This window comes from Cupriavidus pauculus (assembly GCF_002858765.1).
Taxonomy (GTDB): Bacteria; Pseudomonadota; Gammaproteobacteria; order Burkholderiales; family Burkholderiaceae; genus Cupriavidus; species Cupriavidus pauculus_B.
Genome location: NZ_PJRP01000011.1, coordinates 47,661 through 63,647 on the forward strand (window position 1 = coordinate 47,661; position 15,987 = coordinate 63,647).

General features: G+C 60.7%; 15 protein-coding genes. 12 read left to right on the forward strand and 3 right to left on the reverse strand.

What is annotated here, in order from left to right; genetic code table 11:
• The first annotated feature begins 242 nt into the window (after window positions 1-242).
• The 9 genes from CYJ10_RS21360 (at window position 243) to CYJ10_RS21400 (ending at window position 9,430) form a co-directional block, all read left to right on the forward strand.
• A complete protein-coding gene (locus tag CYJ10_RS21360; RefSeq protein WP_101683461.1) occupies window positions 243-1,235 on the forward strand; it encodes a tripartite tricarboxylate transporter substrate binding protein in 993 nt (330 codons plus the stop codon).
• A gap of 7 nt (window positions 1,236-1,242) precedes the next feature.
• A complete protein-coding gene (locus CYJ10_RS21365; protein WP_101683462.1) occupies window positions 1,243-1,623 on the forward strand; it encodes a Zn-ribbon domain-containing OB-fold protein in 381 nt (126 codons plus the stop codon).
• Window positions 1,620-2,783 carry a thiolase gene (locus CYJ10_RS21370; RefSeq protein WP_101683463.1) on the forward strand — a complete coding sequence of 388 codons (1,164 nt, stop codon included), beginning with the start codon at window positions 1,620-1,622 and terminating at the stop codon, window positions 2,781-2,783. Before CYJ10_RS21365 ends, CYJ10_RS21370 begins: the two co-directional genes overlap by 4 nt.
• An 11-nt stretch (window positions 2,784-2,794) precedes the next feature.
• Window positions 2,795-3,484: a 3-oxoacid CoA-transferase subunit A gene (locus CYJ10_RS21375; RefSeq protein ID WP_101683464.1), complete on the forward strand. Its 690-nt coding sequence runs from the start codon at window positions 2,795-2,797 to the stop codon at window positions 3,482-3,484.
• Window positions 3,477-4,130: a 3-oxoacid CoA-transferase subunit B gene (locus CYJ10_RS21380; protein WP_101683465.1), complete on the forward strand. Its 654-nt coding sequence runs from the start codon at window positions 3,477-3,479 to the stop codon at window positions 4,128-4,130. The genes CYJ10_RS21375 and CYJ10_RS21380 overlap by 8 nt, the downstream gene beginning before the upstream one ends.
• 89 nt (window positions 4,131-4,219) lie before the next feature.
• Window positions 4,220-6,361: a 3-hydroxyacyl-CoA dehydrogenase NAD-binding domain-containing protein gene (locus CYJ10_RS21385; protein WP_101683466.1), complete on the forward strand. Its 2,142-nt coding sequence runs from the start codon at window positions 4,220-4,222 to the stop codon at window positions 6,359-6,361.
• A gap of 104 nt (window positions 6,362-6,465) precedes the next feature.
• On the forward strand, window positions 6,466-7,623 hold the full coding sequence (locus tag CYJ10_RS21390; RefSeq protein WP_101683467.1) for a CaiB/BaiF CoA transferase family protein: 1,158 nt from the start codon (window positions 6,466-6,468) through the stop codon (window positions 7,621-7,623).
• Window positions 7,624-7,665: 42 nt separating this feature from the next.
• The gene (locus CYJ10_RS21395; RefSeq protein ID WP_374703290.1) at window positions 7,666-8,643 is read left to right on the forward strand and encodes a Bug family tripartite tricarboxylate transporter substrate binding protein; all 978 of its coding nucleotides are present in this window, start codon (window positions 7,666-7,668) and stop codon (window positions 8,641-8,643) included.
• A gap of 10 nt (window positions 8,644-8,653) precedes the next feature.
• Window positions 8,654-9,430, forward strand: coding sequence for an enoyl-CoA hydratase (locus CYJ10_RS21400; protein WP_101683468.1), 777 nt, complete (start codon window positions 8,654-8,656; stop codon window positions 9,428-9,430).
• 6 nt (window positions 9,431-9,436) lie between these two features.
• Here the strand turns inward: CYJ10_RS21400 and CYJ10_RS21405 are convergent, their stop codons facing one another.
• Entirely contained in the window at window positions 9,437-10,375 is a 939-nt protein-coding gene (locus tag CYJ10_RS21405; protein WP_101683469.1) for a LysR family transcriptional regulator, read from the reverse strand.
• Window positions 10,376-10,577: 202 nt separating this feature from the next.
• Window positions 10,578-10,730, reverse strand: a complete 153-nt coding sequence (locus tag CYJ10_RS34885) for a hypothetical protein (RefSeq protein WP_257993460.1) — start codon at window positions 10,728-10,730, stop codon at window positions 10,578-10,580.
• A gap of 596 nt (window positions 10,731-11,326) precedes the next feature.
• Between CYJ10_RS34885 and CYJ10_RS21410 the strand changes: the two genes are divergently transcribed.
• Window positions 11,327-11,626: a HigA family addiction module antitoxin gene (locus tag CYJ10_RS21410; RefSeq protein WP_101683470.1), complete on the forward strand. Its 300-nt coding sequence runs from the start codon at window positions 11,327-11,329 to the stop codon at window positions 11,624-11,626.
• Between the two features lie 487 nt (window positions 11,627-12,113).
• Here the strand turns inward: CYJ10_RS21410 and CYJ10_RS21415 are convergent, their stop codons facing one another.
• A complete protein-coding gene (locus CYJ10_RS21415; protein WP_101683471.1) occupies window positions 12,114-12,941 on the reverse strand; it encodes an IclR family transcriptional regulator in 828 nt (275 codons plus the stop codon).
• Window positions 12,942-13,032: 91 nt separating this feature from the next.
• On the opposite strand from CYJ10_RS21415, the gene CYJ10_RS21420 reads away from it, so the two are divergent.
• Together CYJ10_RS21420 and CYJ10_RS21425 are read left to right on the forward strand one after the other, a co-directional pair.
• Entirely contained in the window at window positions 13,033-13,878 is an 846-nt protein-coding gene (locus tag CYJ10_RS21420) for an enoyl-CoA hydratase (protein WP_101683472.1), read from the forward strand.
• Window positions 13,862-15,955, forward strand: coding sequence for an acetate--CoA ligase family protein (locus CYJ10_RS21425; RefSeq protein WP_101683473.1), 2,094 nt, complete (start codon window positions 13,862-13,864; stop codon window positions 15,953-15,955). The genes CYJ10_RS21420 and CYJ10_RS21425 overlap by 17 nt, the downstream gene beginning before the upstream one ends.
• Window positions 15,956-15,987: the final 32 nt, after the last annotated feature.

The following is a 15,987-nucleotide window of genomic DNA, read 5'->3' on the forward strand; positions in this document are numbered from 1 at the left end:
CCGAACACAGCCCAGCAGAGGACTGGCGTCCGAGGTCGCTGGATTAGGGAATACCCGTGTCCAGTGCTGGCTTGGCGCCATAAACCTATTACTGCTCAATGCCTTGCGGGGCGTTGAAAAACCACGAAGGCAAGCTTCGAATCTTTCGGATAGGTGCCGTAGCCGGCCAAAAATATACTGCGTCGACAACAAAAACGCGGGTCACGCTCGTGACTATGTGCACAACGACGCAGGAGACAACGATGATTCAAAGCTTTGCCCGCCGACGCCTTCTCGCGACGATCGGTGCTTCCCTGGCACTTGGCGGCGCTACCCTATCGACAGCTCACGCCGACACTTATCCGAGTAAGCCAGTCACCATCGTGGTGGCGTTCGCACCTGGCGGCATGACGGATATCGTCGGTCGGCTGGTCGCCGCGGAGCTCAGCGAATCGCTCAAGCAGAGCTTCGTCGTGGAGAACCGGCCTGGCGCAGCGGGGCAGATTGCGACGGAGTACGTCGCTCGCAAGCCGGCCGATGGGTACACGCTTCTGCTCAGCGCAACGGGTCATGTCATTGGTCCGGCCGTCCAGAAGTCAGTTCGGTATCGGCCGGTGCTGGACTTCGAGCCCATCGCGCTGATCGCGAAAGCCCCCAACATGCTGGTGGTGAATCCTTCGGTCCCTGTCCACACCGTGCCGGAGTTCGTGAAGTGGGCCAAAGAACAGGGCAGTGTTCCCTATGGGTCGGCCGGGGCGGGTGGCTCAACCCACTTGGCGGGCGAGTTGTTCCGCCATATGACAGGGGCGCCGCTCGTCCATGTTCCATACAAAGGGGCATCCCCCTCGACGCAAGCCGTTGTGGCAGGGCAGATTCCCGTTGTCTTCCAGGATTCGATGAGCGTGTCCGCGTTTGTCGCAGCAGGAAAGCTACGCCCAATTGCTGTGACTGGCGCGGAGCGCAGCAAGCTGTTCCCGGACGTACCGACCATCGCGGAGGCCGGTTACAAGAACTTCGATGCCTACACCTGGCTTGGCCTGTACGCCCCCGCCGGCACGCCGCAGGCAATCGTCACGCGCCTCAACGCGGAGGTCAACCGCATCATGGCGTCGCCTGACATGGTTGCGAAGCTCAAGCGGCAACAAGCAGAAGCAGCGGGCGGGCTGAATCCGGCGGAGTTCAGGAAGTATGTCGAGGCCGAAGTGATCAAGTGGCAAAACACCGTGAAGATCACCGGCGTACACATCGAGCAGTGAGGGCGGTATGGCTGACAGCAACGTGCAGAGTGCCGATGAACATTACTTCGGCCGACTGGCGCAAGGGGTATTCGAAATCCCTAAATGCCTTGAGTGTGACCGGTATCACTTCTTTCCCCGCGTCATTTGTCCGTATTGCGGTTCGCTTGCGCTGCAATGGACGGCGCCAACGGGACTGGGTCGCGTCTATTCCACCACCGTGGTTCGAGGCAAGGAGACGAGTCACAACGTTTGTCTCGTGGATCTTGACGAGGGGCCGCGCTTGATGAGCCGCGTCGTCGGAATCGAACCCGGCGATGTGAAGATTGGTGCCAGGGTGAAGGCAATGATTGCGCAGGAGGGTGAAGGCGTTCTCCTTGTGTTCAGCCCGACGGGAGGGCCGCAATGACGAAAGCAACTGACCGCGGTGGCGTGGCGATTCTCGGCACAGGGCTGGCTGGCCTTGGGCACGCCGGGGGGCGTACAGAGCAGGAGATCATCGCCCAGGCGGCGAAGGCAGCCGTTGCAGCGAGCGGGCTGCGCATGGCCGACATCGACGGCGTCATCACCTCCAGCCTGACGTCTCCCTGGTGGGTCATGCGGATGTCCGAGTATCTGGGTATCCGGCCGAAATTCTCCGACAGCACAATGTTCGGTGGCTCGTCCTTCATTGCGGACATCCGCATTGCCGCGATGGCAATCGAAGCGGGAGAATGCGAGAACGTGCTGATTTGCTATGGCAGTAATCCTCGTAGCATACCGAGTAGTTCGCGTGTGAATGCGATGCGCGCGGAGCTGGATCCTCAGCCCTACGAGCATCCATACAAGCCGTTTAACCCGGTCACCAGCTATGCACTGGCGGCAGCCCGCCACATGCATGAGTACGGCACCACGCGTACGCAGCTGGCCGAAGTGGCAGTGGCTGCGCGCAAATGGGCGCAACTCAATCCCGATGCGTTTGCCCGCGAACCCCTCAGCGTTGACGACGTCATCCATGCAAAGATGATTTCGGATCCGCTGACGGTGCGCGATTGTTGCCTTGTCACGGATGGCGCGGGCGCATTCGTCGTCACGCGTGCTGACAGGGCGAAGGCACTCCATGCCAAGCCAATCTATATATTGGGCGTCGGCCATGCCCATTGGCACCGCCAGATTTCGTGCATGGAGGACTTGACCCGGACGCCCGCCATCGATTCCGGCGCCAAGGCCTTTGCGCAAGCCGGCCTGGCGCCCAAGGATATCGACGTGGTCGAGTTGTACGACGCGTTCACAATCAACCCCATTCTCTTTCTCGAAGACCTTGGATTCTGTGCGAAGGGAGAAGGCGGTGCCTTCGTTTCCGGCGGTCGCGTCGCCCCGGGCGGTGATTTCCCAATGAATACAAACGGGGGTGGACTGTCATGCGTGCACCCTGGGATGTACAGCATCTTCCTGGTCATTGAAGCTGTCACGCAATTGCGCAGGGAAGCCGGGGAGCGCCAGGTCGCTGGCGCAGAGACGGCGCTGGTGCACGGAAACGGCGGTGTCCTGTCGAGCCAGGCCACTGCCATTCTTTCGGCGATTCAATAGGGGGCCTCGCGATGATCGACAAATTTTTCGAGTCCGCGCTGGCAGCAGTCGCGGACGTTCACGATGGCGCCACGGTCCTGGTCAGCGGATTCGGGACGTCCGGTCAACCGATTGAGCTGCTCGAGGCCCTTGCCGAGCAGGGTGCGCGCGACTTGACCATTGTCTGCAACAACGGCGGTACAGGCGAAACAGGACTGGCAAGGCTCATCCGCCTCGGGCGTGTCCGCCGCTTGTTGGCGTCGTATCCGCGGGGCGCCGAAGCGATGGCCTTCGAAGAGGCGTATGCCGCTGGAAAAATCGAGTTCGAGTGTGTGCCGCAGGGAACGCTGGCCGAGCGCCTGCGCGCTGCCGGGGCTGGTCTTGGCGGATTCCTCACGCCGACCGGCTATGGCACCAGGCTCGCCGAGGGCAAAGAGACCCGGGTGATAGATGGAGTCGGGTACGTCTTCGAGCGCCCATTGCATGGTGACTTCGCGCTGGTCAAAGGCGAGCGCGCCGATCGCTGGGGCAATCTGACCTATCGGAAGGCAGGACGAAACTTTGGTCCGCCCATGTGCATGGCTGCCAGGACGGCGATTGTTCAGGTTTCGCAGCGCGCATCACTTGGCGGCATTGACCCTGAGCACATCGTGACGCCTGGCATTTTCGTGAAGCGGCTGGTCCAGATTGATAGCGTTTCCGGGGAGAACCACCATGGTTGAAAAGCGTACGCGTGGACAGATGGCCGAACGTGTCGCCCGGGATATCCCGCCGGGCTCGTACGTGAACCTTGGCATTGGCTTGCCCGTACTGGCGCTCAACTATTGGCGACCGGAAGATGAGGTCATCGTTCATAGTGAGAACGGCATTCTCGGGATGCGAGCGCTCCAAGACGGAGAGGCGGCGGATCCGGACGTGACGAATGCCGCAAAGCTGCCTGTGGGACTGGTCGAGGGTGGCGCGTATTTCCACCACGCGGACTCGTTCGCAATGATGCGGGGCGGCCATCTCGACTATTGCGTGCTGGGCGCCTATCAGGTTGGCCAGAACGGTGACCTGGCTAACTGGTCCCTGGGGCAGGAAGGTGTGGCTGCAGCCGTGGGGGGGGCCATGGACCTTGCCGTCGGCGCGCGCTGCGTCTACGTCATCATGGAGCACGTCACCCGCGAGGGGCTTCCACGACTCGTGGAGTCATGCTCCCTTCCTATTACGGGCGCTGGCTGTGTGAAACGCATCTACACGGATCTGGCGACGATCGACGTCACCCCGAAGGGCTTCCATGCCGTCGAAATGGTGCCCGGGATGTCGCGCGGTCGCCTGCAGGAACTGACAGGGGCCAGGCTGTCTTTCTCCACCGCGTGCACCTGAGCGTTCTTGCTCACCTTGTCATTCACAACTGACTTTGCTCTCGCGCCGACCGCCGTTGCCGGCTCGCCGCGTCACTTCCGGGTATCAGGATGTCACAAGTTTCTGAAGTTCTTCGTCTTTCCCCCACTGTTGGCTATGAAGCGCGCGCCGATGTCGCCGTGCTGTGGCTGGACAATCCCCCTGTCAACGGGCTTGGGGACACCACGCGGGCAGGCATTCATGCCGGTCTGAAACGTGCATTTGAGGACAGCAACATTGTTGGTGTCGTAGTGGCTGGGTCAGGTAAGGCGTTCTGCGGTGGCGCGGATATCCGCCAATTCAACACCCCCGCAGCAAGTGCGTGGCCGCTCTCAAGGGATATCCAGCAGCTCATGGAGGCTTCGCGAAAGCCCGTGATTGCGGCTATCCACGGGGTGGCGCTGGGCGGCGGGCTGGAATTGGCGCTCGGCTGCCACTATCGGGTCGTCGCGCAGGACGCGCGCCTTGGGTTGCCGGAGGTCAACATCGGACTGGTTCCGGGCGGCGGTGGTACCCAACGATTGCCTCGTTTGATCGGTGTGGAGCGAGCGCTGGACATGATCCAGACGGGCGTGCCGGTGACAGGCAAGGTTGCCTTGCAGATTGGACTCGCAGATGCCATCACCCCCGGCAACGAGCGGGCCCTGTCAGGAGAGGATGTCGTTGCGGCAGCGGTGAAATTCTGCCGCGAGGTGGTGAAAAAGTCAGACGCTCATCCCGTTGTCGCAGCTCGCGACCTCAATGCATCCAACGTTGATTTTGACGCCAGGCTGGCATCAGTGAGCCGGAAGGACCGTAACGCGTCGGCACAGAAGGCATCTGTTCTTTGCGTGAAGGCTGCAACGCAGTTGCCGTTCATCGATGGGATGGTGTTCGAGCGCGCTCGTTTCGACGAATTGGTCGCGGGTACCGAGTCGAAATCGCTTCGCCACGTATTCTTTGCAGAGCGTGAGGCGCCCAAGTTTGCCGAAGGCAGAGGGCTGGCGCTACGCCCTCTGGAGCGCGTCGCGGTGCTCGGTGCGGGAACGATGGGCGTTGGCATCACGATGTCCTTCGTCAACGCGGGGATCCCCGTCACGCTGGTTGAGCGTGAGCAGGCAGCCCTCGACCGAGGCATGGTGATGATTCGGCGCAACTATGAGGTTACCGCAGCCAAAGGCAAGCTCACATCTGAGCAGATCGATGAACGCGTTGGGCGCATTACCTCGACGCTGGAATTTGATGCCCTGGCACAGGCAGACTTGGTTGTCGAAGCAGTGTTCGAGGATATGGGCGTCAAACAGGCAATCTTCGAACGGCTGGACCAGGTATGTAAGCCTGGCGCGATCCTCGCTACGAACACGTCGCGACTCAATATTGATGTGATTGCCGCAGCGACGAAGCGTCCGGGCGACGTGATTGGTTTGCATTTCTTCAGTCCGGCGAACGTGATGAAGCTACTGGAGGTGGTGCGAGGGAAGGCGGCCCGCCCGGATGTGATCTCGACCTGCCTTGCCATGGCACAACGCATCCAGAAGGTTCCCGTTCTTGTCGGTGTGTGTGAAGGGTTTGTCGGTAACCGGATGCTGACCCCGTATTGGCGCGAAGCCGGATTCTTGCTGGAGGAGGGGGCCTCGCCTCAACAAGTCGACCGTGCGCTCACCGATTTCGGCATGGCAATGGGGCCACTGACCATGGCGGACCTTGCCGGTATGGACATCAATTGGGCAACACGAAAGCGTCTGGCGCCCACGCGTCCTGCGCACCTGCGGTACTCCAAGGTGGCCGACCGCATCTGCGAGTTAGGCCGTTTTGGACAGAAGACCAGCGGTGGCTACTATCGCTACGAGCCACGCAGCCGAGCGCCGATCCCCGACCCGCTCATCGACGAACTCATCGCAGACTGTGCCCGCGAGGCGGGTATTGAGAGGCGAGTCATCACTGACGAAGAAATCGTCGAGCGCAGCATGCTCGCCTTAATCAATGAGGGCGCTCACATCCTTGACGAAGGGATCGCACAACGGGCGTCGGACATTGATGTCGTATACGTACACGGCTATGGCTTCCCGGCCTGGCGCGGCGGACCGATGTTCTACGCGGAGACCCTTGGCCTGGACAAGGTTCTCGCCCGAATTCGGGCCCTACGGGACGAACACGGCGCACATTGGGAGCCGTCTCCACTTCTGGAGCGTCTTGTGGCCGCCGGTGCGCAGACTTTCGATCGCCGGCACTGACCGTTGAGCCGTCTTGAAGGCAGCCTTGAGAACATTCAAATCGATTTTCTGACGTGGGGTCCATACACTGGGCCCCACGTTAAGTATGAGAACACGGAGCAGGAATGTTACATCGGGCACTAGAGGGCGTTCGGGTCCTGGACTTATCTCGCATCCTGGCTGGGCCATGGTGCACGCAGAACCTAGCCGACCTTGGCGCGGATGTGGTGAAGGTCGAGCATCCGCAGCGCGGCGACGATACGCGCGGGTGGGGCCCGCCCTACATGACGGCAGGCGACGGCAGTGAGCAACGGATGTCGGCGTACTTCATCAGCTGCAATCGAGGCAAGGAGTCGGTGAGCATCGATTACAGCAATCCGGAAGGTGCCGCACAGTTGATTGAACTGGCTCGCCACGCAGATGTGCTGGTGGAAAACTATAAGGTCGGAACGCTCAAGCGGTATGGCCTCGACTATGCGTCGCTCAAAGCCATCAATCCTCGTCTGATTTACCTGTCTATCACCGGATTTGGGCAGGACGGCCCGATGGCGGACAAGCCCGGCTACGACTATGTGTTTCAGGGAATGGGCGGCTTGATGAGCTACACCGGGCAACCCGATGGCAGCCCCGGCGCTGGCCCGCTGAGAACAGGCGTGGCAGTCGTTGACGTGAGCACCGGGATGTATGCCACCTCGGCCGTTTTGGCAGCACTGTTCCAGCGCCAGCAAACCGGTGAAGGTCAGCACCTCGATATCGCGCTACTCGATGTGGCGGTGGCCTTGAATGCGAACCAAGGCGCCAACTACCTCGTCTCGAATGAGAATCCCCAGCGCAGCGGCAACGCCCACCCCAATTGCGCGCCCTATGAAGTTTTTCGCTGCGCGGATGGCTACATCATTCTTGCTATTGGCAACGACACGCAGTTCGCACGATTTTGCGAGGTGGCGGGCCGTAGCGATCTTGCGCAAGACGCACGCTACATCACCAACTCGGGACGTATTGAGAACCTTCCAGCGCTGAGAGCAGTGCTCACAGACCTGTTCCCGACGCGCACGCGGGATGCGTGGACGACGGCGTTTGATGCGGCTGGTGTGCCGTGGGGGCCGATTAACACGATGGAAGAGGTCTTTGCCCATCCGCAGGTCCAGCATCGGCAGATGCGACAAACCGCGATGCACCCGGTCATGGGAGCGATCCCAATGGTGCGCAACCCCATGCTGCCGAGCAATCCTAATCCCTTGAAACCGCCGCCGCTGCTTGGCGAGCATACGCCGCAAGCGTAATGGCGAAGCCCTAACCGAAATCAGATTCGTTCGGAGACAATAATGAAGTTGCAACAAACCATCCTCGCCATGGTCGCCACGGCTTGCGCCAGCCAGTTCGGTGTCGCACATGCGTCGACCTGGCCAGACAAGCCCATCAAGCTGATCGTGCCTTATGCGGCGGGTGGCACCACAGACATCATCGCGCGCGTGGTCGGTACGCGGCTTGGCGCCGTGCTCAAGCAACCCGTGGTCGTTGAGAATCGCCCCGGTGCGGGCGGCGCGGTAGGTAGCGCTTTCGCAGCTAAGCAGCCCGCCGATGGGTACACGCTGGTGATGGAGGTCGAGAGCTCCCATGCTGTGAATCCGAACGTCTACCAGAAGACGGCGTATGACCCGGTGAAGGACTTCGACCCCATCAGCAACTTGGCTGATGTACCCAATGTGCTGGTTGTCAACCCGTCCTTTCCCGCGCAAGACCTGACGGCATTTATCAAGCTGCTGAAGGCAGAGCCGGGCAAGTATTCGTTTGGCTCGTCAGGCAACGGCGGCCTGAGCCACATGAACGGCGAACTGTTCATGAACGTCACGGGTACGAAAATGTTGCACGTCCCGTACAAGGGGCTCGGGCCGGCATTGAACGACGCGATGGCTGGCCAGATTCAGGTCGTTTTTGACAACATCCCATCGTCGTCCGGTTTGATTCAAGGCGGTAAGCTGCGTCCTCTCGCAGTCGCGGCCAAGCAACGCCTGAAGATGTTGCCCAACGTGCCGACGTATGCAGAAGCCGGTCTGCCTGCCATGAACAATCCCTCTTGGTTTGGGCTCGGCGCACCTGCCGGCACGCCTGCACCCATTCTCGACAAGATCAACGCGGCAGTAAAACAGGTACTGGCGGAGCCTGAGGTCGTGGCGGCCATCGAGAAGCAGGGCGCCATCCCGGCGTGGACGACCCGCAAGGCCTTCGCGGACCTTATCCGGACGCAGAATCAGCACTGGAAGAAGGTGGTCGAGGACATCCGCTTCGAGAAGTTGCAATAAGGAGATTCGTATGAGCGAGAACCTATCCAATCGCCACGCGGCGGTAGAAGTCGACGAGCGTGGCATCGCTACAGTCACCATCCGTGAGGCAAAGTCGCTGAACATCCTCAGCACCCCCGTCATTGCCGATTTGACCAACGCAGTGCGAGCGCTGGCTGAGCGAAAGGGCGTTCGAGTCCTGGTTATCCGCGGTACCGGTGACAAGGGCTTTATCGGTGGCGCAGACATCAACGAGATGGCTGCACTCAAGCGTGAGAGCGCCGAGGTATTCATCAGCGGCCTGCGCGACCTTTGCAATGCACTCCGGCATTTCCCGGTCCCTGTCATCGCGCGTATGCCTGGGTGGTGCCTTGGTGGCGGTCTCGAATTGGCCCTTGCTTGCGATATCCGCATCGCATCGGAAGACGCGCAGCTTGGCATGCCTGAGGTCAAGGTCGGTATCCCCTCGGTCATTCATGCTGCGTTGATGCCTCGCCTTATTGGCAACGCAAGGACAGCGTGGTTTCTCCTGACCGGTGAAATTGCAGATGCCGAGCAGTCGCTCTCGGCCGGCCTGGTCAGCAAAGTCGTGCCGCTCGCGAGTCTGGACGCTGAAGTGGCTCGGGTGGCGGAACTGCTGGCAAGCTTTGGCCCGCAAGTCGTGCGGCAACAGAAGCGGCTGCTACGTGAGTGGGAGGAGGCGCCGCTCGACGACTCTATCCAGAACAGCGTCACCGAATTCGGTCTGGCCTTCGAAACCGGTGAGCCTCAGGAACACATGGCGAGCTTTATCAACCGGAAGCGCTGAGCCTCTTCAGGCAGACGGCATTTGCGGTTCCCGCGTGATGGCCACGCGGGGATCGCTCAGCAGAAACTGGACAAATGCGGCCGCGAAACCTGGAAGCTTGCCGTCGCCGCGCGTCACGAGACTGAGCTCCCGCACGGCCCAAGGCTCGTCTAGGCCCACAGCGACAATCTGGCCCGCGGTGATGGCCTCCGAGGCGACGCTTCGGGGTACCAGTGCTATCCCGACATCCGCCTCGACCAACGACAAGACTGCCTCGAAGCTATGCGCGTGCAGTCGGACGTTAGGCTGCTTGCCGGCTCTTTGGGCCATGTCCTTGAGGAACAGGAAGTTGCTGCTGTTTCGGCTCATGCATACAAAATCGAAACCCAGCGCAGCACCAAAGCGCACCGCTGATTCTCGCGCAAGCGGATGGCCGCGCTGCACTGCCAGCACCAGCTCGTCAACGGCGTAGCGGACCGAGCGTGTCCCTGCGGCGTTCGCTTCGCTAGCCAGCTCATTTGCCAGTATGCCGATGTCCGCTTCGTGGGCGGCTACCGCAGCGACGATTGCCTGGCTCGTCCTCTCCTCCAAGTCGATATTTACCTCGGGGTGGGCAGCCAGGAAACGGCTGACGCTTGGGATGATGAATCCATTTAGCGAGCTACTGTTGGCGAGCAGGCGGATGTGTCCCTTGAGACCGCTCGCGAACTGCCCCACCTCCGCATGCATGCGCTCTATGCCTTGAAGTAACTCCCTGACGTGTGCAAGCAGCATCTCGCCTGCAGGAGTGAGATCCATGCCGCGGGGGCTCCGAATGAAGAGGGGAATACCTAATGCATGTTCCAGATTCTTCAGTCTGTAGCTGGCGGCCGAAGCGGTGATGTGTGCTGCATTGGCGCCTCCCGCCAGGCTATGAGCCTCGGCGATGGCTTGGAAGAGTCGGAGATCGGTTAGTTCGTAGCGCAAGGTGCAGGTCCAGATTCAGTAAGTCTGCAGGCTAGGCAGCCGCATCGCCGTGAGGGTAATCCCAAAGAGGCAGTTTCGGGTACAAAGTTCGTGCCCAGATGCTAGCAGCAACGTGACACCCATAGGTGGCGGGCAAGACCACGGCAAGGTCCTCCACGCGAACTCGTCGTCGTCACACAAATTGCCAAAGAACTCACTCGGCCTAACCTGCGGTGCTCGTTGCTCCGGTCCGGCCCAGTTCGCACAGGTAGTCGTGCGCGGCAGTCACCATCCATGACCTCCGATACTCGACGGGAACGCCGTTCAGACCGAATGACACGCGGATTGCCAGCAGCACCGGCGAGCCCGGAGCAATGCCGAATTCCGCAGATTATTCTTCGGGAAGCAGTGCTCGGGCTGGCCGCCGTGGCCGGTACACGCGACATAGGGGTACCGAATATCTGCACGGCTGGAAAGGCTCACGAAACATTTGGGCTCTAGGCGATAGGGGCATGTGGCGCCGATCAGGGAAACATAGGCGAGGGCGCCTAAGCTGACAACGGTGCCGCCTGTAGCCGGGGTGTATTTACATCGGGATCAATTGATCGATGTCGAAAAGACCCAACTAAATATGCGATAGCATTGGACGGTTGCTGACGTTGTGCAGCACGATGTCAGCAGTACCGAGTGCAGCAACTACTGTTGCAACGATTGGCGAAACGAGCTAATGGTTTGCTAACAACTAATCCCCGATATCTGTGTGGCACGACCACCTGATGTGCGGGAGAGGAAGCCGGCGAAAGCCGGTTTTTTCGTTTCTGGCGGCGGGAACAATGGCAGAGGAAGAGGCTCGGACGCTCAGGACGCGCATCTATGTCGGTGGGTACAACTTCCACTATGGTTGAAGTGAGAAAGCAAGTCGGGTGCGGCATCCCTAAGGCGAGTCGCACCTGCATGATTCTGGAGCGGTAAATGGCTCGACAAATCCCTCTCTCAACCCTTGGTGAAATTCTCCGGGCGGAGTTTTTGGAACCGATGGGTATCAGCCAATATGCACTGGCCAGGGCAATTGACGTACCTCCACGCCGCATCAACGAAATCGTGAAGGGCGAGCGCGCGGTTTCGGCTGATACTGCAGTGCGCCTGGGCGCCTACTTCGACATGGATCCGCAGTTCTGGATGAACTTGCAGACCCACTATGCCACCACTATGGCCGCAGAAAAGATCGGACCCGCGAAGCTGAAGGAAATGCATCGCCACGCCACCGCTTGAACGTCGAGATCTTTCCGTCATCCACCCATTGGCTGAGCCAGCGTTGTGCTGTCGGGCGTGGAAACGTATGGCGCAATTCGCCGGAAAAGATGGCGCGATTGTGGCGCGATTCGTAAAGGCTATGGCGCGATTGTGGCGCGATTCCGATGCAAGTGATCTATAGAGCGCATTTATGCGGCGCTTAGGCATTATTCCCCTGAGCGCTTCCACTAGGCGCGTGCGAGACGTTGTGCGCGAACCATTATTTCCCAAAGATCGCGTCCTTGAGGCGTCGTCGACATGCCGTCTTCGCTAGTAGGTATTTGGTCCGGGTAGCGCGCGCGCTTGCCGCCGAGGATAGATGCCTATATAGGCCATGAGAAACGTGGTTTTTTATCCAAAACATACATTTTTGCGGAGACAGCCGCGACAAAAATGTGAGGCGCCATCTCTGTTTCTGGAGATGGCTGCATTGCTTGTCGGTCGATGAGTAGCGCTTCAGGTCAACTCAACCCTTCTCTCCCATCATGGTGAACTGGGAAAGTTCGTGCGCCATCATTGCGCCGAGTTCATCGCGCCGGCTTGCCGTCATTCTGCTGCTTATTGCACCGAAACTGATGGCAGCGGATGCGCCGAATGGCAAAGCAAACGCGCACCCCACCCCAGAAACACCTTCTGTAATGGTGTCCACAATTTCGGCATAGTGCTTACGCCGTGAGCGAGTCACTGCCGCCATCAAGCGTGTGATCGGCATATCCGCCTGGGCATACAACGCACTGCGGCGCTTGTGAATGTCGCGAATCGCGGCATCTGACATTGCCGACATGAGCGCCAAGCCACCCGCGCCGATCCCCATCAGCCTGCGTTGTCCGGGCACCGTCGTGAAGACGCGCACAGGAAACGATCCTTCTTCTCGGTGCAGGCAGACCGTGAAATCGCCCTGCTGCACAACCAGGAACACCGTGTCGCCCGATACTCGCGCCAGCTTCTTCATGAGCGGCAGCACGACGTCGACAATCGGTGCCTTCTCCGACGCCGCGGCACCGAGCTGCATGGCGTCGATACCGAGCCGATATCGCTTGGTCTCCGCGTTGCGCTCGACAAAGCGTTCCTCCTCCAGCGAGCACAACAGTCGATAGGCGGTGGGTCGCTCCAGCCCGGTCGCAACGACGAGCTCGGCCAGCGTCGCGCCTTCCTCCTGATGCTGAGCGAGTAGCCGCAGGATTTCCAGTCCTCTGCGCAGTGTCTGGGCGCCGGCTGTCTGCCTCTGCGGCACCTTTTCGTCGTGATCTACAGCGGGTGGCCTGCCGGTACGTCGGGTTTTCGCTACGTCCATATAGTGGTCATTCAGTGGGTATCTGTTTGTATTGTAGAAATACCTCCTTCTACACTCGAACGCAACTTGAACGATCAGAATCGGAGACGCGATGCCTTACACCACCATCGAAACAGAACAGCGTGACGCCGTACGCCGCATCTGGCTGGCGCGTGAGGGCGCCCGGAATGCACAGAGCCAGCTGATGCTCGATGAGCTGGATCACGCGCTGGCCGATGCTGCGCAAGACGATTCGGTACGTGTCGTGGTCATCGGCGGTCGGGGCGCGCACTTCTCGGCGGGGCACGATCTCAAAGAGGCGCAGGAAAAGCGCGCCAATTTCACGGTCGAGGAACGCTGGGCTTACGAAAGCCGTCGCTACTTCGACTACTGCATGCGGATCTGGGACTTTCCCAAGCCCACGATTGCCCAGGTACAGGGCGCGTGCGTGTCCGGCGGCTTCATGATTGCCAATATGTGCGATATGGTCATCGCATCCGAATCGGCATACTTCTCCGATCCGGTGGGGCATACGCTTGGCGCGGCCGCGACCGAGGTGCTGATTCATCCGTGGGTCATGGGGGTGCGGAAAGCCAAGGAGATGCTGTTCACGGGCGGGCGCATTGATGCAGCAGAAGCGCTACGCATTGGCATGGTCAATCGCGTGGTGCCCGACGATGAATTGCTGTCGCAGACGGACGCGCTCGCCATGCGCATCGCGCAGGCACCGCCGTTCGGGCTACATCTGATCAAGCGTTCACTGAATCGATCGCTCGATGCGCAAGGCTTGCGCACCGCGCTGTCGGCGCACTTCGATACCCACCAGCTTTCCCATCTGGGCGAAGGGTTCCAGCGCGCACGCGACGCCGGCCTTGCCAAGGCGATCGTGAAGAACGTCGCCAGCACAGCCATCGACACCCAGGTAAAAGGAGGCCGCGATCATGGCGCACAAGCTTGAGCCGCTGCTGAACCCTTCGTCGATTGCCATCATTGGTGCCAGCGACAACCCCGGTCGGATCGGCGGCATGCCGATCGACCTGCTTGTGCAATTCGGCTATGCGGGCGACATTTACCCGGTCAACCCCAAGTACGAAAGCGTGTTTGGCCGACGTTGCCACGATCGTGTGGAGGACCTTCCTTTTGGCATCGATCTGGCGGTGCTGGCGATTGCCGCCGAGGATGTGGCGGTGATGCTGGCGCGTTGCCACGCACGCGGCATTCGCGCAGCCATTGTCTATGCCGCCGGATTTGCGGAGGCCGGTGAATCGGGGGCCGCGCTGCAGCGCACCGTGGAGGCGTTCGCACGCGACAGCGGGATGCTCGTGGCGGGGCCGAACTGCATGGGGTTCGCCAACTTGAATACCCATGCCTACACCGCATTCGCCTCCGTGTTCAAGACCGCGCCACGGCAGGAGGGGCGTGGCCGCGTGAGCCTGCTGACGCAAAGCGGGAATGTATGCGCAGCCGTCTTCGCCATCGCCCGTGAACTTGATGTGCCGTTCAGCCAGTTTATCAACACCGGCAACGAAGCTTGCATCGATTTTTCGGCCTATCTCGACTATCTGGCAGAGGATGCGCAGACGGATGCGGTGATTGGCTATATCGAGGAGCTTCGCGACGGCCCAGGATTCATTCGGGCGGCGTCGGCATGCGCAGAGGCCGGAAAGCCGCTGATTGTCTACAAGGCCGGAGAAACCGATAAAGGTCGCGAGGCGGTGCGCTCGCATACCTCGGCCCTGGCCGGCAACCAGGCCATCTATCGCGCCGCGTTCGCTCAGCTCAATGTCATCGAATGCCAGGACTTCGCGCAGATGGCCCACATCGCTGAGCTATCGCGCTATCGAGACCGATCGGCCGGACGGCGTGTGGCGATTGTCAGCATCTCCGGCGCGGTGGGCGCGATCCTGGCTGACAAGTGCATTGGTGCGGGGTTAGAGGTGCCGACGCTCCCTGGCGCATTGCAGGACACGTTGCGTGCCGGTATTCCGGACTACGGCATGGTGTCGAATCCGATCGATGTCACCGGAAATGTCGTCAATGACCCGGGTTTCGTCCGTACGGCGCTTGGCGCATTGGCAACGGCCGAGACCATCGATACGATCATCGTGTACGCCCCCGGCTATCTGCTCGATCGGATGGCGGATGACCTCGCCGGCGTGTCGGCGCAACACGGCCGACTTATCGTGGCGGTCGATACGGGGCGCGCGACCCGGCGCGCGTATCTGCGCGACGCCGGCATTCCCGTGATGACTGATATCGGTATGACGATGCAGGCGTTGGCCCCATTCCTGCACTGGCAAGAGCGACGTGCGCGCAAACCGTGGCGTGCGCTTGCCCAGGCATGCCGCCCGTTGCCGTCTGGACCGGACAGGTTGGCGCGCAACGAGCATGAAGCACGGGCCTGGTTTGTTTCGCAGGGTGTGCCGACCATCGCCGAACGGATTGCGACGACGGCAGAGGAGGCCGTCGCCGCCGCCACCGCACTCGGATACCCCGTTGCGTTAAAAGTGCTCAGCGCCGACGTACCCCACAAGACGGAAGCAGGCGGGGTGCAATTACATCTGGGGACGTCAGGGGCAGTGCGCGAAGCGTTTCACGTCATGTTGGCCAACGTGGGCCAGCATGTCCCGGACGCCCGGATAGAGGGCGTGGTCGTGCAGAAGATGGCGCCGCCCGCCGTAGAGCTGATCGTGGGTGCGGTACGCGATCCGGTGTTTGGTGCCGCGCTGACGGTTGGGCTAGGCGGTACGCTCACGGAACTGTACCGCGATGTCTGCCATCGACTGCTGCCTGTCAATGCGCAGGACGCACGCGCGATGCTGGGCCAGTTGAAGGCATTTCCCTTGCTCGACGGGTACCGGAACGCGCCGCTGCGCGACGTTGACGCGACATGCGAAGCCATTGCTGCGTTTTCTCGTGCGTTTCTGGCGCTCGGGGACGAGGCGGCGGAAGCGGAAATCAATCCGTTGGCGGTGTTTGAGCGCGGGCACGGTGTGGCGATGCTCGACGCACTCATTCTGCCTGCGCAGCCGTAGCAGCATTGCCGGTACATGGGTGCCGGACGTTC

Excerpts from the sequence above, each read along its gene's own strand:
- CYJ10_RS21360 (WP_101683461.1), top strand. The coding sequence starts at position 243 with ATGATTCAAAGCTTTGCCCGCCGACGCCTTCTCGCGACGATCGGTGCT.
- CYJ10_RS21365 (WP_101683462.1), top strand. The coding sequence starts at position 1,243 with ATGGCTGACAGCAACGTGCAGAGTGCCGATGAACATTACTTCGGCCGA.
- CYJ10_RS21370 (WP_101683463.1), top strand. The coding sequence starts at position 1,620 with ATGACGAAAGCAACTGACCGCGGTGGCGTGGCGATTCTCGGCACAGGG.
- CYJ10_RS21375 (WP_101683464.1), top strand. The coding sequence starts at position 2,795 with ATGATCGACAAATTTTTCGAGTCCGCGCTGGCAGCAGTCGCGGACGTT.
- CYJ10_RS21380 (WP_101683465.1), top strand. The coding sequence starts at position 3,477 with ATGGTTGAAAAGCGTACGCGTGGACAGATGGCCGAACGTGTCGCCCGG.
- CYJ10_RS21385 (WP_101683466.1), top strand. The coding sequence starts at position 4,220 with ATGTCACAAGTTTCTGAAGTTCTTCGTCTTTCCCCCACTGTTGGCTAT.
- CYJ10_RS21390 (WP_101683467.1), top strand. The coding sequence starts at position 6,466 with ATGTTACATCGGGCACTAGAGGGCGTTCGGGTCCTGGACTTATCTCGC.
- CYJ10_RS21395 (WP_374703290.1), top strand. The coding sequence starts at position 7,666 with ATGAAGTTGCAACAAACCATCCTCGCCATGGTCGCCACGGCTTGCGCC.
- CYJ10_RS21400 (WP_101683468.1), top strand. The coding sequence starts at position 8,654 with ATGAGCGAGAACCTATCCAATCGCCACGCGGCGGTAGAAGTCGACGAG.
- CYJ10_RS21410 (WP_101683470.1), top strand. The coding sequence starts at position 11,327 with ATGGCTCGACAAATCCCTCTCTCAACCCTTGGTGAAATTCTCCGGGCG.
- CYJ10_RS21415 (WP_101683471.1), bottom strand. The coding sequence starts at position 12,941 with ATGGACGTAGCGAAAACCCGACGTACCGGCAGGCCACCCGCTGTAGAT.
- CYJ10_RS21420 (WP_101683472.1), top strand. The coding sequence starts at position 13,033 with ATGCCTTACACCACCATCGAAACAGAACAGCGTGACGCCGTACGCCGC.
- CYJ10_RS21425 (WP_101683473.1), top strand. The coding sequence starts at position 13,862 with ATGGCGCACAAGCTTGAGCCGCTGCTGAACCCTTCGTCGATTGCCATC.